This window comes from Dyadobacter ginsengisoli DSM 21015, from assembly GCF_059568735.1.
In genome coordinates, this window is sequence record NZ_JCANTY010000007.1 from 440764 (window position 1) to 466981 (window position 26218).

At 47.0% G+C, this 26218-nt stretch carries 27 protein-coding genes; 14 read left to right on the top strand and 13 right to left on the bottom strand.

Going from position 1 to position 26218, the window contains the following annotated elements:
* Nucleotides 1–8 precede the first annotated feature (8 nt).
* The 3 genes from ftsY to rpmG form a co-directional block, all read right to left on the bottom strand.
* The gene (gene ftsY / locus BP71_RS26680; protein WP_496384621.1) at nt 9–971 is read right to left on the bottom strand and encodes a signal recognition particle-docking protein FtsY; all 963 of its coding nucleotides are present in this window, start codon (nt 969–971) and stop codon (nt 9–11) included.
* A gap of 158 nt (nt 972–1129) precedes the next feature.
* Nucleotides 1130–1282 (bottom strand): DUF4295 domain-containing protein, encoded by a 153-nt coding sequence (locus BP71_RS26685; protein WP_138482365.1) that lies wholly within the window; start codon nt 1280–1282, stop codon nt 1130–1132.
* Between the two features lie 101 nt (nt 1283–1383).
* The gene (gene rpmG, locus BP71_RS26690; protein ID WP_019944752.1) at nt 1384–1566 is read right to left on the bottom strand and encodes a 50S ribosomal protein L33; all 183 of its coding nucleotides are present in this window, start codon (nt 1564–1566) and stop codon (nt 1384–1386) included.
* Nucleotides 1567–1839: 273 nt separating this feature from the next.
* Here rpmG and BP71_RS26695 point away from each other — a divergent pair, with 273 nt between their 5' ends.
* The 3 genes from BP71_RS26695 to BP71_RS26705 all read left to right on the top strand — a co-directional run bounded on the left by BP71_RS26695 (nt 1840) and on the right by BP71_RS26705 (nt 5202).
* Nucleotides 1840–2379 (top strand): c-type cytochrome, encoded by a 540-nt coding sequence (locus BP71_RS26695; protein ID WP_496384622.1) that lies wholly within the window; start codon nt 1840–1842, stop codon nt 2377–2379.
* 150 nt (nt 2380–2529) lie between these two features.
* Nucleotides 2530–4020, top strand: coding sequence for an Asp-tRNA(Asn)/Glu-tRNA(Gln) amidotransferase subunit GatB (gene gatB / locus BP71_RS26700; protein ID WP_496384623.1), 1491 nt, complete (start codon nt 2530–2532; stop codon nt 4018–4020).
* Nucleotides 4021–4050: 30 nt separating this feature from the next.
* Entirely contained in the window at nt 4051–5202 is a 1152-nt protein-coding gene (locus tag BP71_RS26705) for a TlpA family protein disulfide reductase (protein WP_496384624.1), read from the top strand.
* Nucleotides 5203–5267: 65 nt separating this feature from the next.
* Here the strand turns inward: BP71_RS26705 and BP71_RS26710 are convergent, their stop codons facing one another.
* Entirely contained in the window at nt 5268–5999 is a 732-nt protein-coding gene (locus BP71_RS26710; protein ID WP_496384625.1) for a Rossmann-fold NAD(P)-binding domain-containing protein, read from the bottom strand.
* Between the two features lie 160 nt (nt 6000–6159).
* Here BP71_RS26710 and BP71_RS26715 point away from each other — a divergent pair, with 160 nt between their 5' ends.
* The gene (locus BP71_RS26715) at nt 6160–7170 is read left to right on the top strand and encodes a gliding motility protein GldB-related protein (protein WP_496384626.1); all 1011 of its coding nucleotides are present in this window, start codon (nt 6160–6162) and stop codon (nt 7168–7170) included.
* 47 nt (nt 7171–7217) lie between these two features.
* A complete protein-coding gene (locus tag BP71_RS26720) occupies nt 7218–8303 on the top strand; it encodes a complex I subunit 1/NuoH family protein (protein ID WP_496384627.1) in 1086 nt (361 codons plus the stop codon).
* Here BP71_RS26720 and BP71_RS26725 read toward each other — a convergent pair whose 3' ends face one another.
* The 3 genes from BP71_RS26725 to BP71_RS26735 are packed head-to-tail and all read right to left on the bottom strand — an operon-like array spanning nt 8304 to nt 10707.
* Nucleotides 8304–8756, bottom strand: a complete 453-nt coding sequence (locus tag BP71_RS26725) for a DUF3299 domain-containing protein (RefSeq protein WP_496384628.1) — start codon at nt 8754–8756, stop codon at nt 8304–8306.
* Between the two features lie 54 nt (nt 8757–8810).
* Complete coding sequence (locus BP71_RS26730) at nt 8811–10049, bottom strand: ABC transporter permease (RefSeq protein WP_496384629.1); 1239 nt, start codon at nt 10047–10049, stop codon at nt 8811–8813.
* A gap of 31 nt (nt 10050–10080) precedes the next feature.
* Nucleotides 10081–10707 (bottom strand): ABC transporter ATP-binding protein, encoded by a 627-nt coding sequence (locus BP71_RS26735; RefSeq protein ID WP_496384630.1) that lies wholly within the window; start codon nt 10705–10707, stop codon nt 10081–10083.
* A 230-nt stretch (nt 10708–10937) separates the two neighbouring features.
* Here BP71_RS26735 and BP71_RS26740 point away from each other — a divergent pair, with 230 nt between their 5' ends.
* From BP71_RS26740 to BP71_RS26755, 4 genes are read left to right on the top strand one after another with little or no spacing between them, the layout of a single operon-like run.
* Nucleotides 10938–11948, top strand: a complete 1011-nt coding sequence (locus BP71_RS26740; protein ID WP_496384631.1) for a DUF6089 family protein — start codon at nt 10938–10940, stop codon at nt 11946–11948.
* 48 nt (nt 11949–11996) lie between these two features.
* Nucleotides 11997–12659 (top strand): type IX secretion system protein PorG, encoded by a 663-nt coding sequence (gene porG, locus BP71_RS26745; RefSeq protein WP_496384632.1) that lies wholly within the window; start codon nt 11997–11999, stop codon nt 12657–12659.
* A 3-nt stretch (nt 12660–12662) separates the two neighbouring features.
* Nucleotides 12663–13205, top strand: a complete 543-nt coding sequence (locus tag BP71_RS26750) for a DUF2911 domain-containing protein (protein ID WP_496384633.1) — start codon at nt 12663–12665, stop codon at nt 13203–13205.
* Between the two features lie 23 nt (nt 13206–13228).
* Entirely contained in the window at nt 13229–14122 is an 894-nt protein-coding gene (locus BP71_RS26755; RefSeq protein WP_496384634.1) for a trypsin-like peptidase domain-containing protein, read from the top strand.
* 20 nt (nt 14123–14142) lie between these two features.
* Here the strand turns inward: BP71_RS26755 and BP71_RS26760 are convergent, their stop codons facing one another.
* Entirely contained in the window at nt 14143–14838 is a 696-nt protein-coding gene (locus tag BP71_RS26760) for a YjjG family noncanonical pyrimidine nucleotidase (RefSeq protein ID WP_496384635.1), read from the bottom strand.
* Between the two features lie 382 nt (nt 14839–15220).
* Between BP71_RS26760 and BP71_RS26765 the strand changes: the two genes are divergently transcribed.
* The 4 genes from BP71_RS26765 (at nt 15221) to BP71_RS26780 (ending at nt 17754) form a co-directional block, all read left to right on the top strand.
* On the top strand, nt 15221–15820 hold the full coding sequence (locus tag BP71_RS26765; RefSeq protein ID WP_026632052.1) for an RNA polymerase sigma factor: 600 nt from the start codon (nt 15221–15223) through the stop codon (nt 15818–15820).
* The gene (locus BP71_RS26770) at nt 15795–16043 is read left to right on the top strand and encodes a hypothetical protein (RefSeq protein WP_496384636.1); all 249 of its coding nucleotides are present in this window, start codon (nt 15795–15797) and stop codon (nt 16041–16043) included. The genes BP71_RS26765 and BP71_RS26770 overlap by 26 nt, the downstream gene beginning before the upstream one ends.
* A gap of 123 nt (nt 16044–16166) precedes the next feature.
* On the top strand, nt 16167–16829 hold the full coding sequence (gene nth, locus BP71_RS26775) for an endonuclease III (RefSeq protein WP_496384637.1): 663 nt from the start codon (nt 16167–16169) through the stop codon (nt 16827–16829).
* A gap of 67 nt (nt 16830–16896) precedes the next feature.
* Nucleotides 16897–17754 carry an FKBP-type peptidyl-prolyl cis-trans isomerase gene (locus BP71_RS26780; protein WP_496384638.1) on the top strand — a complete coding sequence of 286 codons (858 nt, stop codon included), beginning with the start codon at nt 16897–16899 and terminating at the stop codon, nt 17752–17754.
* Between the two features lie 94 nt (nt 17755–17848).
* Here BP71_RS26780 and BP71_RS26785 read toward each other — a convergent pair whose 3' ends face one another.
* The 4 genes from BP71_RS26785 to BP71_RS26800 are packed head-to-tail and all read right to left on the bottom strand — an operon-like array spanning nt 17849 to nt 22575.
* Nucleotides 17849–18982, bottom strand: coding sequence for an aminotransferase class I/II-fold pyridoxal phosphate-dependent enzyme (locus tag BP71_RS26785; RefSeq protein ID WP_496384639.1), 1134 nt, complete (start codon nt 18980–18982; stop codon nt 17849–17851).
* Nucleotides 18983–18996: 14 nt separating this feature from the next.
* Entirely contained in the window at nt 18997–19587 is a 591-nt protein-coding gene (locus tag BP71_RS26790; protein WP_496384640.1) for an acetyltransferase, read from the bottom strand.
* Complete coding sequence (locus BP71_RS26795; protein ID WP_496384641.1) at nt 19581–20156, bottom strand: sugar transferase; 576 nt, start codon at nt 20154–20156, stop codon at nt 19581–19583. Before BP71_RS26795 ends, BP71_RS26790 begins: the two co-directional genes overlap by 7 nt.
* Nucleotides 20157–20160: 4 nt before the next feature.
* Complete coding sequence (locus BP71_RS26800; RefSeq protein ID WP_496384642.1) at nt 20161–22575, bottom strand: alpha-ketoacid dehydrogenase subunit alpha/beta; 2415 nt, start codon at nt 22573–22575, stop codon at nt 20161–20163.
* Between the two features lie 208 nt (nt 22576–22783).
* Here BP71_RS26800 and BP71_RS26805 point away from each other — a divergent pair, with 208 nt between their 5' ends.
* Nucleotides 22784–23179, top strand: a complete 396-nt coding sequence (locus BP71_RS26805; RefSeq protein ID WP_496384643.1) for a DUF1573 domain-containing protein — start codon at nt 22784–22786, stop codon at nt 23177–23179.
* Nucleotides 23180–23253: 74 nt separating this feature from the next.
* On the opposite strand, the gene BP71_RS26810 is transcribed toward BP71_RS26805, so the two are convergent.
* The gene (locus BP71_RS26810) at nt 23254–26163 is read right to left on the bottom strand and encodes a putative LPS assembly protein LptD (protein WP_496384644.1); all 2910 of its coding nucleotides are present in this window, start codon (nt 26161–26163) and stop codon (nt 23254–23256) included.
* Nucleotides 26164–26218: the final 55 nt, after the last annotated feature.

The following is a 26218-nucleotide window of genomic DNA, read 5'->3' on the forward strand; positions in this document are numbered from 1 at the left end:
GGCGGCCATTATCCTATTTTCTTGAAAAGCGAATCCACAAACTCCGTGCGGTCGAAGACCTGCAGGTCGTCCATTTTTTCGCCTACCCCAATGTATTTCACGGGGATCTTAAATTCGTCGGAAATGCCGATCACAACGCCGCCTTTTGCGGTACCGTCCAGTTTGGTGATGGCCAATGCAGTGATCTCAGTCACCTTCGTAAACTCACGGGCCTGGATCACGGCATTCTGTCCTGTACTACCGTCCAGCACGAGCAGTACTTCATGTGGCGCATCGGGAATGATCTTTTGCATGACGCGCTTGATCTTCGAAAGCTCGTTCATCAGGTTGACTTTCGTATGTAAACGACCTGCCGTGTCGATGATAATCACGTCTGCGCCCGTTTCTGTACCTTTCTTCAATGCATCGAATGCCACAGCGGAAGGATCCGTGTTCATACCGTGGTCGATGACCGGTACATTCACACGCTGCCCCCAAAGTTTCAGCTGATCAACGGCCGCAGCACGAAAGGTGTCCGCAGCACCGAGCACCACTTTGTGACCCCGCTGGTGGAACTGGTGCGCCAGCTTGCCGATAGTCGTTGTTTTTCCAACCCCGTTCACTCCTACGACCATAATCACGTACGGCTTGGGCAAATGCTCGGTTTCGAAGCTGTCTCTGATGTCAACCGATTTATTCTCGGTTAACAGCGCGGCAATTTCCTCTCTCAGGATATTATCCAATTCAGCTGTCGACGCATATTTGTCTCTGGCAACTCGCTCTTCGATGCGTTTGATGACCTTGACGGTCGTTTCCACACCTACATCGGAGCTTACCAGTATATCTTCCAGTTCATCCAGGACATCCTCGTCGATCGTTGTTTTACCCACGATCGCGCGTGAAAGCTTGCCAAACAGGCTTTCCTTACTCTTTTCGAGGCCCTTGTCTAACGTTTCTTTTTTCTCCTTTGAAAAAAAGCCAAATAAACCCATAGTGCTGATCATTTATGGCCCAAAAATAAAACAAAAAAGTCCCACAAAGGGACTTTTAATAACTCAATATCAAAACCTCGGACTCTTCGACTGCGCTCAAGATGACAAATGCGATGTTTAAATGTCAGTCTGAGCGAACTGGGCCGTCAAAGACGGTCTTAGTTTTTCAATGCACCCTGAACGCCGTCCAGGGGAACGATTTCTTCTTTGAAGGTATAAGCTCCTGTTTTAGGAGACTTCACGGCCTTAATCACTTTGGCAAATGATTTACCGCCTTCTTTTTTCAGGGTAGCAACTACTTTCTTTGCCATGTCTGTATATCAGTTAGAAGTTTATATTGTTAATGATTAACTGTTGCGCGCTTACCCATTATTGTTCAGATCACGTGACAGTTAACGGGTAACAAACCAACTTACTTAATTTCTTTGTGGACTGTATAGCGTCTCAGGAAAGAATTGAATTTCTTCAATTCCATGCGGCCTGGCGTATTCTTCCGATTTTTTGTAGTCACATAACGTGACATGCCTGGAACACCGCTTTCTTTCTGTTCTGTGCATTCCAATATGACCTGTACTCTATTACCTTTCTTAGCCATTGCTTTACATCGTTTTACAAATAGGAGTGCAAAAGTAAAGACATTTTGCATTAATCACAACAATCACAGACAAATAAACAAGAAAATTTCCGTATTTTAATGAAAGTCACTATGCGATAACCCGTTGTCGGACAAGCCAGTAAAATTCGTGATTTTACAGATTCAGCCTAATTTCTGGCTCCGGCATGACGGAAATCTAACGCAAACTTGCTTTCTTCGTGGTCGATTTACATCGCAACCTTAATCTGGCGGAAATTCTTAAAAATTAAAACAATGACACTTAAAAAAAGCGCTTCTTTGGCTCTGATGGCCCTGGCAGTTTCTTTCTTCATCGGTTGCTCGTCTAAGGAAGATCGCGACAAGTATGACCATTATTATGGTTCAGGAAGCAAAGCAAGAGAAGAAGCTTCCCTAGTGAAGCTTCAGAACGATAGAAAAGTTGTGGCGGAACAAGCGGCGGCGGAAAAAGCGGCAACTCCTGCTGCACCTGCTGCGAAACCCGGTGATACCACGGCTGCGGCGGTGGCGACCGAAGCTACCCCTGCGGCAGCACCGAAGCGCAAACCGGTTCCTGCCGACGTTTCCGCATTGCTAAACAAACATGCCTGCTTTGCATGCCATCAGGCTTATGACAAGGTAATCGGGCCTGCGTATTCCGAAGTAGCTAAGAAAAAATATACCGCGGACCAGATCGTGGAGCTGGTACATAATCCCAAACCGGAGCATTGGCCAGGCTACCCTCCGATGGCACCGCTTGCCCACGTTCCCAAAGCGGATATTATCGTGATCGCCAACTGGATCAATTCACTGTAAGATACTTTTAATGAGCTCAAAAAAACGCCTGGCTGCCAAACGGCCGGGCGTTTTTTGATTCAGGACTATATGGCAAAAAGCTGGAAAATTCAGAAGAAAGTGCCAATTAGGTCAGTTATTGTATCTTTGCGAAAGCATTTGTAAATAAACATGACTGAAAACGCATTGCGCCCCTCTGACATTACCGACGAACTTCTGGCCCAATATGAAACGGTAATCGGCTTGGAAGTACATTGTCAGCTTTTGACCGAATCCAAGCTTTTTACACGTGACTTCAATATTTTTGGAACGGAGCCCAATACCAATATCGGTCCGCTTACCATTGCATTACCTGGTACATTACCGAAAGTCAATAAAAAAGCAGTAGAGTATGCAATCCGCCTGGGCCTTGCCTGCGGGTGCTCTATCAGCCGCAAAACTATTTTTGACCGTAAAAATTACTTCTATCCCGATCTCCCGAAAGGCTATCAGATCTCCCAGGACAAAAAACCGATCTGCGAGCAAGGCGGGGTTACCATTTCCTTCAGGCACGAAGGCAAGTTCACCGAGAAAGTAATCCGTTTCCATCACATCCACCTGGAAGAAGATGCCGGAAAGTCGGTGCACGATGGAAGCAGTACCGCGACCTTACTGGACTATAACCGGGCCGGTACACCATTGGTGGAAATGGTTTCGGAACCCGATCTCAGGTCGGCCGAAGAAACCGGTGCATTCGTTACCGAGATCCGCCGGCTTGTCAGATACCTGGGGATCAGTGACGGCAATATGGAAGAAGGTTCGCTGCGATGTGATGTCAACGTCTCGGTCCGCAAAAATGGAGCGGCCGAATATGGTACAAAGGTCGAAATCAAGAATATGAATTCGATCCGGAATATGATGCGCGCCATTAGCTTTGAAGAAAAACGCCAGGTTGCATTATTGGAAAGCGGCTACGAGGTTCAGCAGGAAACCAGGATGTTCGATGTGGAAGCCGGCCAGACTTACGGCATGCGTGTAAAGGAAACCATGAACGATTATCGTTATTTTCCTGATCCGGACCTGAGTCCTGTGGTGGTTTCTGAGGAATGGCTGGCGGGCATCAAAGCCAGCATGCCCGCATTGCCGCACGAATTGCGCGAGAAGTTTGTAAGCCAATACGAAATTCCTGCATACGACGCTGCCGTGCTGACCGACACCCCTGAACTTGCACATTACTTTGAGGAAGTTTGCGCTAAGACCAGTGCTTACAAGGCCGCATCCAACTGGCTCATGGGCCCCGTCAAATCCTTTTTGAATGATCACGAAGGAGACATCCTCCGATTTCCGATCGGAGCACAAGCGCTGGCCGACCTCATTGACCTGAACGAATCAGGATCCGTGAGCCATTCGGTTGCCGCACAGAAGATCTTTCCGGTTATGCTGGCGGAACCGGAGCGTAAGCCAATGGACATCGCATCGTCAAATAACTGGCTGCAAAACAGCAATACAAGCGAGCTGGAAACGTTTGTAGATGAGGTAATCAGGGCAATGCCTGACAAGGTTGAAGCATATAGGAAAGGTAAAAAAGGACTCATGGGATTGTTTGTCGGGGAAGTGATGAAAAAATCCAACGGAGCTGCCGATCCCAAGCTTGTCAACCAATTGCTCGCACAGAAATTGTAATCCACGCATCGAAAAATAGAACAGGAGATCATGAAAGAGTTTATCAAACGGAGTGCATTGGTTTTCAGCATCGCATTATTGAGCTTTCAGGTCATGGCCCAGCTTGAACCGAAGGAATTCATCGTGACCGGGAAGGTCAAAAATGGATCCAAAGGGGAAAAGGTGATCTTGTCGCAATCCACGGCCACTGGATCTTCTGTCAAAATCGATTCTACGCAGATGGCCGCAGACGGCAGCTTTAAACTCAAAAGTCTTGAAAAAGACCGCGGCAGCTTTTTTACCCTCAACATCGCCGACAGACAGAAATTCGCATTGCTGGTTGAAGGCGGCGAAACTTTCGATATAACAGCCGACGGAACAACCCGGGACGATAAAGGAAATGGTGGGAAAGTGACCATTACCGGTTCTAAAAACATGGAATACTATGCCAGGGTCGACCAGCTGATGCAGGCATTCGCGGCAAAAGTGACTAAATGGAACGAGGAATACGCGGTGGCCGAGGAGAAAAAGGACGCAAAAAAAATACAGGAGATCCAGCAGGCTTACGCCAAGGCAGAACAGGAACGGGTAGGTTCCATACGCGAGCTGATACCGCAAATGGGCACCTCTCTCATAGCTCTGTTTGCTGCAAACAACTTTCTCAGCCCTGAAAACGACATCGATGTCCTGAAAAAACTGGCGGACGACTATTCCAAAATTGAGCCAACGCCAACGCTTGCCAAAGGATTTATAGGTTCGGTAAAAAGATTTGCCGGAGTGGCAGTAGGTGAGCAAGCTCCGGATTTCACATTGAACAGCCCCGAAGGCAAACCGGTTGCCCTTTCGTCGCTTCGCGGCAAATACATCCTCATCGATTTCTGGGCATCGTGGTGCGGCCCCTGCCGGATGGAAAATCCGAACGTGGTAAGGATGTACGACAAATTTAAAGATAAGGGCTTCGACATTTACGGTGTTTCATTGGACGACAACGAAAAGGCCTGGAAAACCGCTATTGAAAGAGACAAACTCAAATGGCTACACGGCTCTGAATTGAAGAAATGGAACTCGGGTGTGGCTCAGACGTATGGCGTGAATGCGATTCCAGCCACGTTCCTATTGGATAAGGAAGGAAAAATCATTGCAAAAAATCTTCGGGGAGCTGCGCTGGAAAGCAAGCTGACCGAACTGCTGGGAGCTCAATAATACACTTTTTGGTTTATAAATAATAAAATCCGCAGAGTTGATCCTGCGGATTTTTTGTTTTGGAATTAAGCGTTTTCTTCCAGCTGATAATAGAATCGGAGCGGGTCGGGAAAGAGAAAGTCATAGTGATAGGTCTGACTAAATTTCTCGCCTGAGATCACTTTAAAATTCACCGGGTTCTCTGAGTCTGCAAATGTAGGAGGCTCCCATCCAAACTGAGCGCAGGATACCTCATAAACCTCCCGGCGAGTTGGATGAAACGGAGCAACGATATTGAAAGTCTCATTCACTACTCCTTGTTCGAGAATAGCCACAAGCGTTCCTACCGCATCATCACGATGAATGTAATTGACCGGAATTGCTCCCGTCGTCATATTTTTCTGCCCCTTGACATATTTGCCGGGAATCCGGTTGTAGCCCAACAATCCGCTCAGTCGCAGAACACTCACTCGCTTCCGTGGTATCAACTCCTGAATAATGTTTTCCGCGGACACCATGTCCGGGGACGCTGAATGCTCAGGCCTTATAATATCCTCTTCTTTTACTACGCGGCCGAGATCCGGATAAATACTCGTTGAGCTCACAAAAATAACCTCCGAGGCACCTGACCGCTCCAGGGCATCCGCAGCTTTCCTGATCTGCTGAAGGTAAAAACCGGGTTCTGTCTTACCTAACCTTGGAGGAATGGCAACAACAACTACATCGCTGTCCAGGAAGGAATCCATGACCACAGGATCGGGGTCGGACTGCAGGTCGATGAGGGCACCTTCGATGCCTGCCTGAGCGAATACTTCCAACTTCGATCCGGAAGTGGTACTACCTTTTACCGATCGTATAATAGGGCTGCTTTGTAAACGTTGAGCTAGTGGAAAACCAAGCCAACCGCATCCTAGAATGCTTATTCGTTTTTTTTCTAATTTTGAAACTTCCTCTGACATACCGTTTTTTCTCAATCGAATGATCTACCTAAGACCTCTGCTTTCATTTTCTTTCCTCACGATCCTGTTCTTTTCCTGCAAAACCGACCATCGGCGGGAAGCTGTAACGAGTCATGAGCCGCTGCAAATTACTGCAAAGGATCTCGACAAGGAACTGTTTCAATGTAAATCAGTTGAGGAAGTCAGGAATTTTCTGACCCGGCATCCCTACCTCTCAAAAGTTTACTTTGCCAACGCACCGGTAGACTCCGCCGGACTTGCCGGACAATTGTTTGGAATTTTACAAAGTCCGGCACTCCAGGCATTCCGGGGACAACTGGATTCGCTCATCGGCGACCGGAAGTCCAGCATCATAAATCCGCTTTCAGATGCATTCAGGCAAATCAAGCAGCACTATCCGGGTTTTGTTGTACCTGAAGTTCAATTTATGATCACCGGCTTTACCGGGGATGACTTATATATTTCGGATTCGCTCATTATCATCGGGCTCGACTATTTCGGAGGACCGGAAGCGCGCTACCGACCTAATGTATATGATTATCAGCTGCGACGTTATCAAAAGGATTATATCGTCCCGTCGATTGTTTTCTTCGAGTCAAACCGTTTCAACAAGACCAACCCGCGCGATCAGACACTTCTTTCCGACATGATCGGTTATGGGAAAGGGTATGAATTTGTAAAAATGATCATGCCTCATACGCCGGACAGTCTGATTACCGGTTATTCCGGAGAAGATCTGCGTAAAACATACAACAGCCAGCAGGCTATCTGGAGCTACTTCATAGCCAGCAAGCTGCTTTACGAGAAAAGCGACCTGAAAAAGCGCAAATTTGTAGAAGAACGTCCATTTACGACCGAGATCGGCGAAAAGGTACCGGGAGCTATTGCCCGCTGGCTGGGCTGGCGGATCGTCAGCAAGTTTATGGCAGAGAATTCGGATGTCACGTTGGTACAACTCATGGACATCGACAATGCGGGTCGAATTTTGCAGGATTCGGGATATAAGGGGCAGGCAGACGAAGATGAGTAAGTTTTTTAACTACTTTTGCGCGAAACCATTGTTGAGATAGCATTTAAATGCCTTTTACACTTATCATTTTCCTGCTCCTGGTTCCCGGCTTCGTTGTGATAGGTGTATACCTCGAACGTAAGGTTTCTGCTTTTATACAGGATCGGCTTGGCCCAATGGAAGTAGGTAAATGGGGGTTGCTCCAACTCTTTGCCGATCTCCTCAAACTGCTGCAAAAGGAAGATATTGTACCCAAGGCGGCGGACCGACGTCTGTTTCTTATAGCCCCATTCGTAATTTTCATTTCGGTATTTGCCGGGTTCGCAGTGGTGCCACTGGCGCCGGAACTAGCCGGATCCGGAGCAGCGGTCGGTGTTTTCTTTTTGCTCACGATTGTTTCCGTGGACGTGATTGGCCTCTTAATGGCCGGATGGGGCTCCAACAACAAATTTGCGTTGTTCGGAGCGATGCGCGCTGTGGCTCAGATCGTTTCCTATGAGATTCCGCTCGGTTTATCTATCCTTTGCGTGGTAATGCTTACGCAAACACTGGATCTTCAACTCATCAGCTACCAGCAGGGTATCTATGCCCATGAAACGATCTATCTGTTTGGTATGAAAAGTTTTGGTATCGATGTTACAGCGATGGGAGGTTTTCTTTCGTGGAATATTGTTCGGAATCCATTTCTGCTGCTCGCCTATGTCGTATTCTTTATCTCTTCTCTGGCCGAATGCAACCGTGCGCCATTCGATTTGCCTGAGGGTGAATCTGAGCTCGTAGCCGGTTTTCACACAGAATATTCAGGAATGCGCTGGGCGCTGTTCATGCTTTCAGAATATGGAATGATGCTTTTGGTGTCGCTGCTAGGTGCCATTCTGTTCCTGGGTAGCTGGAATACCCCTCTTCCGAATTTGGGCCCGTTGAAACTTGCCGACTGGACTTCCGGTGAACCCGGCACCTGGTATGGATACGTTACAGGTATTTTCTGGCTTTTGGGAAAAGCCATTTTTGGAATATTGATCCAAATGTGGGCTCGTTGGACACTACCGCGTCTTCGCGTAGATCAGCTCATGTATTTGGGCTGGAAAGTCCTGACACCCGTTGGCCTGGTGCTTTTCTTTATTTCCGGAGTCTGGCGGCTGATCGGCGTCTGATCACTTATCTATTTCGGCGCCGTCCAGAATGTAATTCATCTGGTAGATATCATCCGCATTCAATTTCAATGTTCCTGTAAAAGTCAGACGTTCATCGGTTTTAAACTGACGTCCGTCTTTTTTCTTGAAATTCAATGTCATCACCGTTTCAGGCCCCGCTCCGCCACAGAAAAAGCAGGCGCTGAAGGGAAATGCCGACAATACATACAGGTTTGCTTCGAGATCCACCGGGAGAATGTAACCCGTAATGGAAACCTGCTGATTTTTGAGTTTCTGGACACTCGGCCCAAAGGTAGGATGGAGCATATAAATGGATTCCTCCGCGTACCATTTCTTCTTAAATGTCACATCCCGCAAGGTTTCCCAGGTAAGCTTGACCGGTTCCGCTGCCGGCCTAAATGCAAACAGTGACACTACGCAAAAAAGCAATATGCTGATCTTTAAGGACTTCATGAGGATTCAGTTTATAAAAAGGCTTTAACCGGGTCAACAAATTTACACACATTATCATTCCTCTGCCAATGTGCGGGAGATATTGAGTCTGTAAATACCCAAAGAAGGTAAGGCAGCTGCTACCGCGCCGATGACCAGGGCTCCCGCAAACAGATAAATTTCTTCATTCAGCAGTGCAAATTTCTTAAGAGAATAATGAAAGTCCTCTTCCGCAGCCTTTGAAAACAACCAGAGCCCAATCCTGCTTGCGATAATTCCCGCAAAAAAACCAATCACTGCCAGCGACAAGCCTTCGATCAGTAGCATTAAAAACAGCCGGGTGCGTGTCGCTCCCATGGAAAGCATCAGCGCCATTTCATATTTTCGCTCTTTCAGTGAATTATATAGAGAGATGAAAACGCTGACACCTGCAATAGAAATAATGATCAATGCCAGTGTTCGAAGGGTATCGATCCCCACGCCAAGGAGAGAAAACAAGCGATTGATCTCAATGCTGGGTAATGCCGCCTGCATGGAAGTATTTTCATTAATTTGGCGCGGAATTGTCATCAGCCCCATTGGGTTGCGAAACTGAATCAAAGCACTTGTGACATCCTTACCTTCCTCGTCCGGTTCAGGATCAACATGGCTCGCGGTATGCTCCACTTCTTCGATAACCGGTACCTGCTTTTCGTCGCCATGTTCATGGATATCCCACACGCTTGAAAGCCTGGTAACGATCAGTTGATCGACAACCGTGCCGCTCGGCTCAAAAATTCCGGTAACCTTATATTGCTTTTCACCATGCTTTTCGCCGTTCGAATCCAGGCCATGCGAGCCCGCAAAAAGGTCTCCTATTTTCAAATTGGTTGCTTTTGCTACTTTGCTTCCGATCGTAACTTCCATGGAAGCATTATGCAGATGTCCCTGCGCCAGTTTTGCCTGAAAATGCTCCGTATACTTGGGCGTCGTGCCTACAATCCGGAATCCCTGGAAATTATCACCCATGGATAATGGTATAACGGTCTTCACAAACGGATTCTTTCTCAACGCATTCACTTCCGCCAATGGGATGTTGCCCGTGGGTGCATCGATCTGATAAATACTCGAGAGGATTACCTGTAACGGACTACCTTTGGCTCCGACGACCATATCGATGCCTTTCAAATTCCGTTTAAACTGCTCGTCAAGCTGCTTGTTCAGCAGGAACAATAATGAGATCATTCCTATTCCGAGCGTCAGGAGCAGGGCACTCAAAAAGCTATTGAGCTTTTTTTCTTTGAGATTGGCTAAGCTGATATGGAAGAGATTCATTCAGTCAGTATTTAAAGCAATGCCGGGTTGATTAAAGAAAAACCTGGTTGGAGAAAGCATCCTTGAGGCGCTGATCGTGGGTTACAACCACCAGGCTGGCCCCTATCGATGCCGACTGGCCTTTCAGAAGTGTTATTACACGCTCACAATTGTCATCATCCAGATTTGACGTCGGCTCGTCAGCAAGAATCACATTCGGGTTATTCATCAACGACCTCGCTATACTTACCCGCTGCTGCTCTCCCTGGCTCAACTGAGAAGTTTTCTTATGAAGATGTTCGGCAAAACCGAGTCGCTCTGCCAATTGACGTGCTTTTTGCTTATCCTGTTGTTGATTGGCCAGATAGTTGGAAAGGAGAATATTTTCCATCACCGACAGCGAGCTGACAAAGTGCGGGCGCTGAAAGATGATCCCAATATTTTTTGCCCTTGCGGCGGTTATATCTGTCTGGGGTAGATTTGCTACCGGTTTACCTCCGATCAGAATTTCCCCGGCCTCAGGTTTAAGCAGCAAAGCGAGCAGGTGAAGTAGAGTTGTTTTCCCTCTTCCTGATTGTCCGAGGATAAGCAATGTCTCCTTATCATTACAATGCAAGTCGGGAAAGTTGAATTTTTTCTGGGGGGAATAGGCAAACCGAAGTCCTTTACTCGAAATCATGGGTTGGTGCTTTTGGTACACAATGATAGTGAAGTTTTGGTGGCTTTCCAGTCAAAACGTTTGTTAATCCGCGGTTACAGGCCATTACCGGGGATAGCGGCAGTGTCGCGGCGCGATGTTTTAAAAAGTCCGGCCGGTACAAATAAATCATAGGTAAAATCGTTCAAATGATGTTGCATCCTGAAGAAAACCAACAACTATTCTATTTTTGCAAAAAAATCGATCTGAAAATGCGTAGAAATTTCGACTTAAAAAGAATATCCGGGGCATTGGCACTGACCTTGATTTTAGCGCTTTTACTAAATTCTAAGGATGTAAAGGCACAAAGCAGGGGTTTCTTTGTCCCCTATTCTACCGCAGGTTTTGGGATTGGAAGTTCTAACTACTACGGTGATTTCGCGCCGTACAGAAGACCTCTTGCATCCACCTTCAAAATGATGCGCTGGAGTATCGGCGGGAATTATACACGCCACTTTACGCCCAGACTTGCCGCCCGCGCCAGCTTTATCTACGCCAGGATCGCCGGAGATGACTATATCATGAACAGGGATTCCAAACATGAGACCAGTATTTTCTATGCGAGAAACCTACATTTCAGGAACGACCTGAAAGAATTCTCTATTCAAGGAATTTTCAAACTCACTCCCGACAATCGCAGCTATGACCGTCGTCCGCAATTGGGCGCATATCTATTTGCAGGCGTTGCCCTTACAGCCCATAACCCAAAGGCCCTGGACTCTTTGAAAGGCGACTGGATCAAGTTGCAGCCACTGGGTACCGAAGGTCAGGGCAACGAAGGCTATGAAAAACCCTATTCGCTGGTTCAGTTTGCGATTCCGGTTGGCGTAGGTATCCGGTATAAAATCAATTCACGCTTCGATATTTCAGCTGAACTGGGCTTCAGGAAAACCTTTACCGATTACCTGGATGATACGCATGGTAACTATGCTGACCCTGCAGTATTTGCAGATGATCCCGTAGCACTTGCAATGTCGAACCGAACAACCAATCCGATTGCAGTAAGAAAAGGAGCTGACCGCACCGAATCGCTTAAGAAATTTTTACAGACCAACTATGGCGTTGAAACAAACGATCCTTTTGCGGCATTGCCCACCACCGGATTTGGAGCGCCAGGAACAGCCAGAGGTAACAGCCCCACATATACAGACAATTATTTGTTTGGTATGATCCACATTCACTACATGCTGCCTTCGCAGATTAAATGTCCGCCACTTAAATAGTCGTCCTTCCCGTTGAAATCTGCCGGCAAAAATTTGAACATTAAATACTTGATTCATTTCACATGGGCAGGTATTTTTCTCTTTAACCTGAATGCGCCTCTTCGTGCGCAAAGAATAGAACTCGGTGCAGGGATCGGCGGATTTAACTATCGGGGAGACATTTCTCCGACTTTCAGGTTTCGCTTTTTTAAGCCAGCTGGAAGTCTCTTTTTTCGTTTCAACCCAAACCAGGCCCTGTCATTGCGCGCAGAAGTGGCAGGTGGCGTTATCGGGGCCGATGACCAACATAGCAAGGATCCTTTTCAGCAAGCCAGGAACATGTCGTTCCGAACTACTATTTTCGAAGGCAGTGCTGTCGCTGAATACAATTTTCTGAATTTCCAGGATCGCCGCTTCGCCGTCAACTGGAGTCCATACGTATTTGGAGGACTGGGATACTCGAAATTCAATCCTGACATTCAGACCAGCGCTTACAAAACTTCTGGCATTGTGTTGCCGTATGGGGTTGGGATTAAATATCAGATCCGTCGCCCCTGGAATATCGGGTTGGAATACGGAACAAGAAAAACGTTTACTGACTACCTGGATAATCTCGGGGGAGAGCCTACGTCGACCGACAAGTTCCAGCAAGGCGATCCGTCTGTAAAAGATACCTACTTTTATGTTCGTCTTTCGGTCAGCTACACTTTCTATAAAATCTTTTGCCCCTGATCTATGAAACGAATTCTCCTTATAGTTTTTAGCTTGACAGTTGCCGCATTCATAGGTTTTTGGGGAGTAAGAAAATATACTAAATCGTTCAGTCCGGAGGCAGTTGCCGAGACCAGTCAGAATGGTATCAAAGTAAAAGTCATGTATGGTCAGCCCGGCAAAAAGGGCAGGTTGATATTTGGCAGGGAGCAGGACAAAGCATTACTACCCTACGGCAAGGTATGGCGTACCGGAGCCAATGAAGCTACATTGATCGAAATCGGTGAGGATGTCTTCATGGGTGGAAAACTGGTAAAAGCCGGAACCTATTCATTGTTTTCCGTACCCGACCAAAGCGCCTGGAAAATTATCCTGAATTCTGAAACCGGTCAATGGGGTACTGAATACAACGATGGCAGAAACCTGATGAATGTTGAAGTTCCGATCCGTATCCGTCCGTCCGTACAGGAACTTTTTAGAATCTACTTCGAGGAAATCCCGAACGGCGTCAACATGGTCCTGAGCTGGGATCAGACAGAGGCGTTAGTCCCATTCACCCATCCTTAGCACACCTACGCCCGCATTTCCTTATGTTTGTTGATGCTATTGAGAAGATAGATCAGTTTACCCGTCCGGTTCATTTTGTAATACGATACTATGGCGGAAGCGACATTGTTCCGGGTACCGCGACACTATTTTTTGTAAATGAAGACGGGTTCGCTGTCACCTGCCGGCATGTGGCGAGGCAAATCCTGTATGCCAATAGCATTTATGAAAACTATCTGAAGTTCAGGAGCGAATTACGCCGATTTGAAAAAGACCCAGGCTTTGAAACACAAAAGCACTTCCTGGAATCCAAATTCAAGATTACAGCTGACGGTCCGATCCGAATTCTCTTCAATTTCATACAATGCGTCCCGTCTCACAAAGGCCTCACGATTCACCTGCACCCCACGCAGGATCTGGCCATTATCCAGTTCCGGGACTTCGAATCCAAGCAATATCAGGGGCACGCCCGCTTTCTCAAAGATTCCCGGTTAATCAAACAGGGGAGATATTTATGCCGGCTCGGCTATCCTTTTCCGGAATTCACGAATTATCGGTACAACAAGGATAGCGGGGACATAGAATGGACAACCGAAGGCAGAATCAAAACGCCCAGCTTTCCGATCGATGGGATCATTACCCGACATATTGGCGATAACAATGAAGTCGTAGGAATCGAAATGAGTACACCTGGCCTCAGAGGACAAAGCGGCGGGCCCCTTTTTGATCAGCAAAGCATCATTTACGGAATGCAAAGTTCCACGCGGCACCTTCACCTGGGTTTTGATCAGGTCAACAGGGAAGTCATAACGGAGGGCCATCGAAAAAAAGTCTCGAATTATCCGTTTCTAAATGTTGGCCAATGCGTGCATGTGGATGTGATCAAACAGTTTCTCAGAGAAAAACGCATCCGGTTCGAAGAAGCCGATCCAATTTGAGGCCACTGACAGAGTTCACTCTATATGATCAACATCAGCTCCTCTAACCGTCTGATGTCATACGTAGGCCGCTCGTCGAATTCAAGTCCGGCCGGGTTGAGGTATACCGTATCCATGCCAACCTGCTTGGCCCCGAGGATGTCGGCGATCCAGTTATCACCTACCATCAAACTCTGATCCGGAGTGGTCTGCGCCATTTCCAACGCATATTCAAAAATCCTCCTGTCCGGTTTCTTCGCATTCGCTGTTTCGAAAGTGACGACATGGTCAAAAAAGTGTCCGATCTCGGAGCTGGCAATCTTCTTTGCCTGAACTTCATTGAAACCATTGGTGATAATATGCATCCCGTAGCCCGCAGATGCGGTGTAATGCAGAAGTTCGAGCGCGCCTGCCAGCAAATGCTTTTTGTCCGGCAGCGAGCGCAGGTAAAATTCTCCTATTTCAGCATGGTCAGAGGGACATTCTGCACCCAACTCTTCAAAAACCATCTTAAATCTGTTCTCACGTATATAGCTATGGTGTAGTTGCCCGCGGTCGAAAGCATCCCATAATGCCGTATTTATTTTCAGAAAAGACTCGATAAACGACTCCAATGAGGCAATGCCATAACGAGACAACTGGTGATGATGAAAAATTTCTTCTAACGACTCCGAGGAATTTTTTTCAAAATCCCATAGTGTGTGGTCCAGATCAAAGAAAATATGCTTGTACTTCATATCTTGAAAAAATTCTATTTTTATAAGAAAAGTGAAATTACGATTCGATGACAAGAAAGTGAAAACATTCTCACGGAAATCGATCGATGTCGACAAGCAATTCGTAAGTTATTCGATAAGTTCTATTATTTATTTTAATATCCCTACGCAACAGACAAAACGAACGGCTTGCACTTAAAACACAGACAAGTTGTTAACATCTGTTAACGGGAAATAATTTTTCAGTAAAAAGAAACCCAAACATTTGCAAATTATTGTTCAAATCTATTTCTTTGATTCGTATAATTCGAAATGCCGAAAAGTCACATCTAATTTTCCACCAAACCAGAAAGGAGAAACAATATCGACGAACCGCTCTACGTTAACTAAATCGAATAGGAAAATGGAGAAAGTCCAAGTTAGCGACAGTGAGTTGGTAACATTGTATATCCGGGGCAATGAGAAGGCTTTCGAGAAGCTTGTTCAGCGCCACAAGTCGAGAATATACACCACTATTTATTTGATTGTCAAAGACCAGTATGTAGCTGAAGACTTATTACAGGATACATTTATTAAGGCAGTTGACACAATTAAAGGTGGCAGATATAACGACGAAGGTAAGTTCCTTCCATGGATCATACGGATCGCACACAACCTCGCCATTGATTATTTCAGACGCGATAAACGCTACCCCAATGTAGTGTTCGAAGATGGGAGCAGTGTTTTTAATACGCTGGATTTTTCGGAGGATTCCGTTGAGTCAATCCAGATTCGTCAGGAAACACATGAACAACTGCGGGAGATGATCCAGCGGTTACCGGATGTGCAAAAGCAGGTACTGATCATGCGCCATTATGAGGACATGAGTTTTCAGGAGATTGCAGATGCTACGGGTGTGAGTATTAATACGGCATTGGGTAGAATGCGTTACGCGTTGATAAACCTGCGTAAGCAATTTAACCAACGTGCCCCACAGTATGACAAAAACTTTTACCTACGATGATGTTGTAAGGTATTTATATGCCGAAACAACTGAGAATGAAAATGAACAGATTGTTGAGGCTCTGGCACTTGACGATAACCTGATGAACTTTTATCTTGATTCTCTTGACATCCAGAATCAGATGGATAAGATAGTCCGGGTACCTTCGGAGAAAGTAATTTCAGAAGTTTTTACTTATTCAAAACAGTTTTCTTCCAGACGACCTGCTGCACTCCTGTTCTGACACGAGTTGGCAGGTTTTTTAATTTCCAGCTATCGGTCCGGTAGCTGGAAATTGACGTTATTTTAGACTTTGATGATCTTCTGCGTCGGGAATGAGTTCCCTTCCCAGGGAAATTTGACTATTATGCAAAAAAAAGAACGCTTTAAACAATTCCTGGACTATTTTATCCAGAATTTCCCCGAACCCGAAACTGAACTACACTACTCCAATCCATACGAACTTCTTGTAGCCGTCATCCTTTCCGCACAATGCACTGACAAGCGGGTGAATATGGTCACGCCAAAATTATTTGAACGCTTCCCGGATGCCGAATCACTTGCCGCTTCCGACTCCGAGGAAGTGTTCCATTATATCCGTTCTATCTCCTATCCCAACAATAAAGCGAAGCATCTCGTCGGTATGGGGCGGATGCTGGTTGAACAGTTCAATTCCGAAGTGCCCTCCTCCGTCGAAGAGCTCCAGAAATTACCCGGGGTGGGTCGCAAGACAGCAAATGTCATTGCTTCGGTTATATTCAGTATGCCAGCCATGGCAGTTGATACGCATGTATTCAGAGTGTCCAGGCGATTAGGACTGGTACCACTCACTGCCAAAACGCCCCTGGCTGTTGAACGGGAACTGGTAAAATATATCCCCAGGGATTTGATTCATAAAGCACACCATTGGCTGATACTTCACGGGCGCTATGTGTGCACTGCGCGTAATCCGCAATGTTTCCAATGCCCATTGTCGCCCTTTTGCAAATACTTTGAAAAAAATGTAAAAATCGATGTTTTTCATTCCTGATTGCAACCAATCTGGAATCCGGAGAGTCTACCTTGAAATTCACAAAGTCCCATTAATTTACTCAAAAATGAAGCGTATTAATCTGGTTTGGTGTGTGTTGCTGACAATGATCATCGGCTTGTCCGGATGCATGAAGTCCGACAATAAGGATGAAGAAAAAATTGCCGAGAATGAAACTGCTATTCAAGCTTACTTAAAAACAGATAGCCTCGGCTCAAAGGCTGTCCGGGATTCTTCCGGATTGTATTATATGATCCGGACTTCCAATCCGAACGGCGAACGGGCCAAAACCGGAGATGCCGCCACCATCAAATACACCGGCTACCTTCTCAACGGAACGAAAGTAATTTCTTCCGTTACCGACACCAAGCAAGATTTTACATTTCCTGTTGAAGGTTATGTATTCTGGGGGGGGATCGAGCGGGGGATATTTCTAATGAAAACAGGTGAAAAGGCAACGTTATTGCTCCCCTTCTATCTGGCCTCCGGCAATGTTGACCGGGTTAATATCCCAGCGTATTCACCGATAAGAATGGAAGTCGAATTTATCAAAACCCGTACAGAAGTTCAGCAGATAAACGAATTCATCACCAAGAAGAATTTTACAGTTTCGGATCGTACATCAGATAACATCGTTACCGTAAGAACCAACACTGTGGCTGGCGACACGATCGGTCCGGGTAAGTCCGTATCTGTCAAATATGTAGGCAAGACGCTGGACGACACCAAATTTGACGAGGGAACCTACAATTTTGTTACTGGTAACAGCAACGCTATCAAAGGTTTTGATCGCGCGATCAGGAAAATGCGCCGCGGCGAAAAAGCGATTATTATTTTCCCGTCAGTACTTGGCTATGGTAAAAACGGAAGCGGCTCTATTCTCCCCTATTCACCTCTTCAATTTGAGGTTGAAATCCAGCCATAATAAAAATGTAAAGAGGGGTGACCGACGTGTTATCCCTCTTATTCATTCCAGGATGGCTCACAAGGCCCTTTTTTCCTAAGCGTGTTCCCGGCTATCAGTACTCCTGTATCAACCGCAGCACCACCCCACATATTTCACTCGTATCCGCCTCCGTCAGGCTTGATCCGGACGGCAGGCAAACGCCATTCGTGAATAAATACTCCGAAACAACTCCTCCGAATCGCGCCGCTGTCCGATATAAGGGTTGACAATGCATCGGCTTCCATATAGGCCTTGCTTCGATCCCGATTGCTGACAAAGAAGCAATAATCCGATTAGCTACTCCTTCATCGGGCGAGGATTGGGGGATAAATGCTGTAAGCCAATAATTCGAAAAGGCTTTCTCCACCTCCATTTGAAAAGCTGTAACTGACAGCGCGCCCAATTTGTTGCGATAAAACCGAAAATTGGAGCGGCGCCTTTCAATCCTGTCCCTTATCACCTTTAATTGTCCTCTCCCGATCCCCGCATTTATATTACTCATGCGATAGTTGTAACCTACTTCTACATGTTCATAACAACTGGCCCGTTCTCTCGCTTGCGCGGCAAGGAAAGCAGCTTTATCCAAATACCTGACGTTACTGCACAAAATCGCGCCGCCGCCCGAAGTCGTTATGATCTTATTTCCGTTGAAAGAAATAACGCCAATGTCTCCGAAAGTACCCACCTGCTGCCCGCGGTATTCAGACCCTAATGCTTCCGCAGCATCTTCGATCATTGGTATATCGTGTTTCTTACATAAATACAGGATCTCGTCCAGCATGGCCGGCATTCCGTACAAGTGAACTACGATGACCGCTCTCGGCTTTCGCCCAATGCGTATATAATGACGAATTGCGTCTTCCAAAGTATTCGGACACATGTTCCAGGTAACCGGCTCGCTATCGATAAACACAGGTGTCGCACCCACATACATAATCGGATTCGCAGTGGCTACGAATGTTAACGATTGACAAAGCACTATATCACCTTTTCGAATGCCCAGCACTACCAGGGCAAGGTGCAGCGCAGCAGTCCCCGATGATACCGCCAGCGCGTACTTGCTTCCTGTATACTGGCACAACTCTTCCTCAAAAGCATCGATATTCGGACCGGCGGGTGCTATCCAGTTGCTATCAAAAGCATCCTGGATGTATTTCATTTCACGCCCGCTCATATGTGGAGGCGATAAGTAAATTCTGTACGACATAGTGTGTTTAGATTTTAACAAATGACTCGCGCGGGGTTCCCAGCCACCTTTGCATAATCTGGAACATTACGAATCACCACTGCTCCGGCTCCTATTACGCAATCCTTCCCAATGCCCACTCGCGGTGCTACCACGCTTCCCGCCCCCACAAGCGTGCATTCACCAATGCGCACGCCCCCGCACAATGTAGCGCCCGGCCCTACATGAACAAAGTCTTCAAGACTGCAATCATGATCAATAATAGCGCCGGTATTGATTATTACGTGGTTTCCGATACAGCAATTTGCCTGAACTACCACGTTATGGACGATCACCGTCCCGACTCCCAAGTGAACTGACGGGTCAATGATAGCTGTCGGGTGAATGGCAGTGCCAAATGAATGGGTTATCAATCCTACCAGTCGCTTACGATCGTAGTTATCACCCACTGAGATAATCAAATCCTCCGCTGCCATCAGTCTCGGGTTATAGCCACCCAGAATACGATGGCCCGATAAGTCTACACCTTGCCAATTGTCGTCAAAAATACCGCCGACACGTACCCCGCATGCCGAAAGAATACTCAGCACCACCTTGGCATGACCACCGGCTCCGTAAATCAGCATACCGGGTTACCTTTAAAGCGGGCAGTTTCAAACCCGGAACCGACATTACGGAAAAGCAGCATTCCGGTTACTGTCCGCCAAATGATCCATACATCGTGAGTTAAAGAAACCGTATGTACATATTGCAGGTCATACATAAACTTTTCCTCCCAGGTCAGATTATTTCGTCCATGAATTTGCGCGAGGCCTGTCATCCCGGGCTTTACCATATGCCGTTTGCCTTGCTCCGCAGTGTAAAGCGAAAGATATTCCGCCAATAACGGCCGCGGTCCGACGATACTCATATCGCCCCGTAGTACATTCCAGAGCTGCGGTAGCTCATCAAGCGATGATTGGCGGATCACACTTCCAAACCACGATAGCGGGTGGCTGTCGCGTCGCATAGTCCTGAATTTCAGGATCGTAAAAAGTCGCCCGTTCAATCCGGGCCTGCGTTGTGCAAAAAATGGATTTCCCTTGAAATGAACGGATAACAATACAGGTAAAACAACAAAAAACGGCAACAAGGCTATCAGCCCCATTGCCGCAATCGAAATGTCCAGAATTCTCTTCCCTTTTGTCCGATACATAAAGTCATACGTTAAACAGCTCCGGATATTGATCTGGGGCTGCTTCTCGCATGATTCCGTAAACAGTTTCAAAAATGTCGTCCATATTCGGCTTGGAGAAATAGTCACCGTCTGAACCATATGGCGGGCGATGGTCTTTCGCAGAAATGGTCACCGGAGCCGAATCCAGCCAGCGGTATGCCTGTTGTTTCTCCAAAACCTGCTGCATCATGTAACCTGACGCGCTCCCGGGTAAATCCTCATCTGCAAAAATGACCCGGTTAGTCTTTTTAATGGACTCCACTATCTTATTGCCGACATCGAAAGGCAGTAATGTTTGCACATCTATTACTTCGACGTCAATTCCTGAATGCTGCAATTGAGAAGCGGCCTCCATTACTATACGACACATCGAGCCATAAGTAACGATTGTAAGGTCACTTCCTTCTCTAATAATTTCAGGTTGCCCCAAAGGGATGCAATATTCACCCACATTATCAGGCAGAATTTCTTTCTGACGATAGGAATTCAGTGGCTCTATGATCAATGCGGGATCGTCTCCTTGCATCAGTGTATTATAAAATCCGGCAGCCTGCGTAAAATTCCGGGGGACAATCACATGTAATCCACGCAAGCTGCTCAACATCGTTCCTATGGGGGATCCCGAATGCCATATTCCTTCCAGCCGATGCCCTCTTGTCCTGATAATTAAAGGGGCCTTCTGTCCGCCGGCCGTCCTGTAACGCAGCGACGCAAGGTCGTCGGTCAGCGTTGCTAGTGCATAATAAATGTAGTCGAAGTATTGTATTTCAACGATAGGCCTTAGTCCCCGCATCGCCATGCCAATTCCCTGACCAATGATCGTTGTTTCCCGTATGCCGGTGTCAGTGATCCTGATTTCCCCGAATTTATCCTGTAGTCCGGCAAAGCCCTGATTCACATCACCGATCCGGCCAATATCCTCGCCAAGTGCAACAACTCTGTTATCACGTTCAAACAACGCGTCAAAATATTGACGGATCACCTCGCGTCCGTCCACTGTTGGGCTATCCTCGGAAAATATGGGGTTAATCGCCTGGACATGCATCGGAGATTCTGCCGTTTCACTATATAAATGCGAATTGAAACGTGCTTTGTTGGCATCCAGATTCACTTTCAGGAATTCCTGAATCTCGCGTTTGTACGGATTTTCTTCTTTTCCGATGATCCGCAGAACCTTCCGAACGCTCGCCAGCATATCACGGCGCACAGGCAGGTAAGTTTTGGAAAGCTCAAGGACAACATTGCTGATATCGTTTGAAAAAGAGCTCGCCTTTCCGGCATCCTGCAAAAGCTGAATCGTTTCGAGATATTCTTTGTCCAGCTCTTTACGGTATGCCTGCCACGCTTGATTGCGCGCCGCGTGCGCCGTTTCTTTCGCTTCCTTTTCTATATGCTCGAGCTCTTCGTCCGTCGCATAGCCATTTCTCAATATCCAATCCCTGAACCGGATATTACAATCGTGCTCATGCTCCCAGTTCAGTCTCGATTTCGACTTGTAGCGTTCATGCGACCCGGAAGTTGAATGACCCTGTGGTTGAGTCAGTTCCATAACATGTACCAGCACCGGCACATGCTCCTCACGGCTTACTTTGGCTGCCCGCTGATATGTTTCTACCAACGCCGGATAATCCCAGCCATTGACAGCCATAATCTCGATACCGTCACCATCCTCATTGCGCTGCAACCCGGCAAGTGCTTTCGAAATGCTCGATTTGGTCGTTTGATATTCCACAGGTACCGAGATACCATATCCGTCATCCCAAACCGAGACTATCATTGGGATCTGCAATACTCCGCTTGCATTCATGGCCTCCCAGAACATCCCCTGTGAAGTAGATGCATCGCCGATGGTCGCAAATACCACCTCATCGCCCTCACGGGAGAAGCGAGTCATGTCGTGCAGGTCAGGATTTTCCCGGTACAGCTTGGAGGCATAGGCCAGCCCCACCGCTCGTGGAATCTGTCCTGCGGTAGAAGAAATATCACAAACGGAATTATACAATTTTGTCTGATCCAGCCACTGCCCATTCTCGTCGACCCAGCGAGTTGAAAAGTGTCCATTCATGGATCTTCCCCCAGTGTTGGGTTCGTGTTCCAGATCTGCGTGAGCATACATTTGGGCAAAAAATTGCTGCCAGGAGAGGTTCCCGACAGCAGCTTCGATGGTCTGGTCCCGATAATATCCGGAGCGAAAATCACCAGGCCTGAAAACTTTCGAAAGTGCAATCTGAGCTACTTCTTTACCATCTCCAAAAATACCGAATTTCGAACGGCCTCCCATTGTATCCTTCCTCCCCAGCAAGCTTACCTGACGACTTTCACATGCGAGGCGGTAGTCGTCGATAATATCTTCTTTACTTAAAACACTGGAACCGGTCAAACTATCATTTTGAAGCATAAGCGAAAATCACGGGTTTTAATCCGTAAGTTAAATTACGTTTTTTTGAATGCAAGCCAAAATTATGCAGGAAAATAATACCCCCGGCGGTCTGCCCGCACTTTTGAAAATCCATTGTTAATATTGGTTAATGATTGTTATATTTAACTTTTTAGCATTAATCTTGTTTAACAATCAAGTTTTCACCACTTAAAGTATAGTCACGACTATGAAAGTATTCTTTTCAGCGCTGATTCTAATGCTCGGCCTGACCACTGTAAGTTTCGCTCAGAAAGGTGTTTTGAAATTCAAAGAAGAAACACACAAATTCGGTAAAGTACCACAAGGAACTCCTGTTACCCATGAATTCACATTTACCAACACAGGTACTGACCCGGTGATTCTTTCTAACGTAACTGTTTCCTGCGGATGTACCACGCCCGTATGGTCGAAAGATCCTGTTCTTCCTGGTAAAACCGGAACCGTAAAAGCTACTTTTAATGCTGCTGCGGCAGGTCCGTTCAACAAGCCTGTAACTGTTTTCAGCAACACCGAAGGCGGTTCGATCACTCTTTACCTGAATGGAGAGGTGGTTCCAAAGGCTGCTAAACCTGCGTCTAAGTAAGCATCAGCTTCTCGACATCAACAAAAATGGCCGTTCCGGATGGGGCGGCCATTTTTGTTGATGTCGTTAAAAGATCAATAAGCCGATCTGTCGTAGAATGACCGACGGCGTGTCACTTTCAGGTCTTGCAGGATCGCCGACTTCACTTTCAACGTAAAGCTGTAATTGCTCACACGGGAAGCGCTGCCCGCGAAAGGCGTCCAGCTGAAACTCATGTCCCAGCAATGCAGGTCCCTGTACAATGTGAGCTGGGTGATAGTAGGTTGAAATGCCGTGAAATCAAAACCGCTGCTGACGCTGATCTTAAAGTTCTTGGACAAGCTCAGGTCACCCGTCGCCTGCACCGCCTGAATAAGCGTTGCTTTTGATAATCCGGGTTTCGTTAAGCCGAAGTTGTAGTTCAGCGAAAGGTTCCAGGGTATATTGAAATCCACATAAAGGTCCGGGTTCTGTTTGACAAATTCCTTCACTTCCTCCTTGGTGGCCGCGTTCGGATCGTTCGGATTGGGTTTGGTATTCGCGTTATTATTGTTATTGGACGAACTACCTTTTGGAGAAAAACTGGTGCCCAATGTAAAACCCAGGTTTTGCAAATTGGCTAATCCCTGGCCGCTGGTAATCGCATATCTGTTGACCTTCGTCCCCACCTGATTGCCTACAATATTCGGATTTGCCTGGTAGGTATAGGGGTCGAGGTTCATGTTAAAGTTCAGGTTCAGGTTGCGCCCTATCCTCGCGTTGGCGTTGACCGTAATATTGGACAGGTTCAGTGAATCCGCCAGCAGGTTGTAGCTTCCGCCCAGGCTGAGGTTATCCAGCAACGACACTTTTTCAAACTGGGCAGCCGCCGTATCGCTCTTGGTCTTCAGCTTCATTTCGAACGAGTTGTTCAAACTGAATGAGATCACGCTCGACGCTCGTCCGTTACCCAAACCTGAACCTATTCCCCGGAATCGCGAAAGCGAAAGATCACGAACATTCCCTGTCCGGTCCACGATCTGGAACCGGTCGTAGAAACCAAATGCCTCCCCGGTAAAATCAGGCGTGTAAGTGAATGACACCGAAGGAATTACCGTATGCCGGATCGCCTCCAGCCGCTTTCCTCCAAAGAAAAAAGTTCCGTAGAAACGGGTGTTCATTCCTGCCCCGAAATTGTAGGAGTATTCCGTCCCCACTTTTTTAACCGTATCGATCCGGATACTATCCGCGCCCAACCAGGTATACTTATACTGTTTGGTAAACACTTCTCCGGACAACGACACACTTGGCGTGACGTTCACAAAGCGCAAAAGCTTGAAATTAGGCAGTGAAATAGGGATACTGTACCGGCCTGTAAACTGGGCATCCTTCAACATGTCCGGAAGGTTGTTCAGATTGAAAGGCACTACTTTCGTCTTATTTACGCGACTTGTATCCACATTGTTTGTCAGTACAAACCCGAGCCGGCTGTAAGAGGTATCAACGGCGGTCAGGGAGTTGGTAAGAGTGTAATTCCCACTGAAATCCATCCCTAACCTGAAACTTTCATACCATCGGCCACGTCCTCCCTTCATTGCAAAGGGAGCGATCTGATTCACCCCAAAACTAAAATCGGTCGAGGCATTGGTTTTCCCATTCTGCCTGAGCTCCTTACCCGGCACTTTCTGGCCGAAGTTCTGGTTCACACGCAAGCTGGCAGCGGCCCTCATGTATTGTCCGAATGTGCGGTTATATTGGACAGATGAACTGGCAACGTTCGAGGTATATTTCGTTACATCGAATTCCTGAAGCTGATTGTAACTGTTGCTGCTTATGTTAACGTTTGCGGAGAATGTGGAGTTGCCTCGCGCCTTCGGTGCGTGAGACCACAGAATGGCAAAATCGTTTGTTGCTCCACGTTTAAACAGCTTATCGACCTCATCACTTGATTTGTTCTTATTGAACCGGAGTGAGAGGTTACCCGAATATTGGTAACGTTTAATATAGGCCGATGTAACACCCAAACCCCAGCTCCCATTGGAATAAATCTGCCCGGTCACAGTGGCGTTGATATACTCACTGATGGCAAAATAGTATCCGCCTTCCCGGAGGTAAAAACCACGTCCGTTCGGCTCCTCCCCATAGGTGGGGAAAATGACGCCGCTCGTGCCGTTTTCTTTCTTTTTAGGAAAAGGGAAAAAACCGAAAGGTAATGCAATAGGCAAGGGCACGTCGCTGATCACGAGGTTGAACGGCCCCGAAATGACCTGCTTCTTATTCACCATCTTGATTTTTGGCGCATTGATGTAATAATGCGGATGGGTAAGGTTACAGGTCGTATATATCGAATGCCTGATGTAGAAGTTGCCGTCGGCATCCTTTTTCACTTTCTCCCCGCGTATGTTCCCATCGCCTTCCTGGGTCACAATGCCCTGGATCAGCGCCTTTTTGGATTTGAAATTATAGCGAATTTCCTTGGTATTATAAGTCTCCGGACCATCCTGGAAAATGGGTTCGCCAGCCATCTTTTTCGCAGTAGAATCATAGGTACCTACGGCGTAAACTTCATTGGTAACCCAATTCAGCCTGATATAGCTCGCTTTGAGATTGATCGTACCGTAATTGACCTCCGCATTCCCATACAAATGCACCTGCTTGAGAACTGCGTCCATGATTGTCGAGTCCTCGGCCGTATATTCGACGGTGTTCTGAAGGTCGTCGGGATTTGAGAGGGAATCTGTCGCCGTGGAATCGGCTGCCAGTCCTTTGCCCGCCAGCGTCGTATCGCCCTTTGCCACTGTCCCAGGCACACCGGACCGGCCTGCGGCAGATGTATCTGCGCCGGCTCGTTTTTGCACTGTAAGAAGGGAATCCGCTGATTGTTTCGCAGAAGCAGAACTTTTGAGCTTACTCTGATTTTTCCCGGACCCCTTGGATCGTTGCTGCACACATGCCACAGTGCTGAACAAGAGAAACGCCGCAACTACCGACGATATAATAATCGCCTTTCTTTTCAGTTCTAACAAATAGAGTATTTTTGCATACGAATTTCAAAATTAGCAGAGAAACCTCGTTCGAGTA

Coding starts and splice junctions, on each gene's coding strand:
- ftsY (WP_496384621.1), bottom strand. CDS start 971: ATGGGTTTATTTGGCTTTTTTTCAAAGGAGAAAAAAGAAACGTTAGAC.
- BP71_RS26685 (WP_138482365.1), bottom strand. CDS start 1,282: ATGGCAAAGAAAGTAGTTGCTACCCTGAAAAAAGAAGGCGGTAAATCA.
- rpmG (WP_019944752.1), bottom strand. CDS start 1,566: ATGGCTAAGAAAGGTAATAGAGTACAGGTCATATTGGAATGCACAGAA.
- BP71_RS26695 (WP_496384622.1), top strand. CDS start 1,840: ATGACACTTAAAAAAAGCGCTTCTTTGGCTCTGATGGCCCTGGCAGTT.
- gatB (WP_496384623.1), top strand. CDS start 2,530: ATGACTGAAAACGCATTGCGCCCCTCTGACATTACCGACGAACTTCTG.
- BP71_RS26705 (WP_496384624.1), top strand. CDS start 4,051: ATGAAAGAGTTTATCAAACGGAGTGCATTGGTTTTCAGCATCGCATTA.
- BP71_RS26715 (WP_496384626.1), top strand. CDS start 6,160: ATGATCTACCTAAGACCTCTGCTTTCATTTTCTTTCCTCACGATCCTG.
- BP71_RS26720 (WP_496384627.1), top strand. CDS start 7,218: ATGCCTTTTACACTTATCATTTTCCTGCTCCTGGTTCCCGGCTTCGTT.
- BP71_RS26725 (WP_496384628.1), bottom strand. CDS start 8,756: ATGAAGTCCTTAAAGATCAGCATATTGCTTTTTTGCGTAGTGTCACTG.
- BP71_RS26730 (WP_496384629.1), bottom strand. CDS start 10,049: ATGAATCTCTTCCATATCAGCTTAGCCAATCTCAAAGAAAAAAAGCTC.
- BP71_RS26735 (WP_496384630.1), bottom strand. CDS start 10,707: ATGATTTCGAGTAAAGGACTTCGGTTTGCCTATTCCCCCCAGAAAAAA.
- BP71_RS26740 (WP_496384631.1), top strand. CDS start 10,938: ATGCGTAGAAATTTCGACTTAAAAAGAATATCCGGGGCATTGGCACTG.
- BP71_RS26750 (WP_496384633.1), top strand. CDS start 12,663: ATGAAACGAATTCTCCTTATAGTTTTTAGCTTGACAGTTGCCGCATTC.
- BP71_RS26755 (WP_496384634.1), top strand. CDS start 13,229: ATGTTTGTTGATGCTATTGAGAAGATAGATCAGTTTACCCGTCCGGTT.
- BP71_RS26760 (WP_496384635.1), bottom strand. CDS start 14,838: ATGAAGTACAAGCATATTTTCTTTGATCTGGACCACACACTATGGGAT.
- BP71_RS26765 (WP_026632052.1), top strand. CDS start 15,221: ATGGAGAAAGTCCAAGTTAGCGACAGTGAGTTGGTAACATTGTATATC.
- BP71_RS26770 (WP_496384636.1), top strand. CDS start 15,795: ATGACAAAAACTTTTACCTACGATGATGTTGTAAGGTATTTATATGCC.
- nth (WP_496384637.1), top strand. CDS start 16,167: ATGCAAAAAAAAGAACGCTTTAAACAATTCCTGGACTATTTTATCCAG.
- BP71_RS26780 (WP_496384638.1), top strand. CDS start 16,897: ATGAAGCGTATTAATCTGGTTTGGTGTGTGTTGCTGACAATGATCATC.
- BP71_RS26785 (WP_496384639.1), bottom strand. CDS start 18,982: ATGTCGTACAGAATTTACTTATCGCCTCCACATATGAGCGGGCGTGAA.
- BP71_RS26790 (WP_496384640.1), bottom strand. CDS start 19,587: ATGCTGATTTACGGAGCCGGTGGTCATGCCAAGGTGGTGCTGAGTATT.
- BP71_RS26795 (WP_496384641.1), bottom strand. CDS start 20,156: ATGTATCGGACAAAAGGGAAGAGAATTCTGGACATTTCGATTGCGGCA.
- BP71_RS26800 (WP_496384642.1), bottom strand. CDS start 22,575: ATGCTTCAAAATGATAGTTTGACCGGTTCCAGTGTTTTAAGTAAAGAA.
- BP71_RS26805 (WP_496384643.1), top strand. CDS start 22,784: ATGAAAGTATTCTTTTCAGCGCTGATTCTAATGCTCGGCCTGACCACT.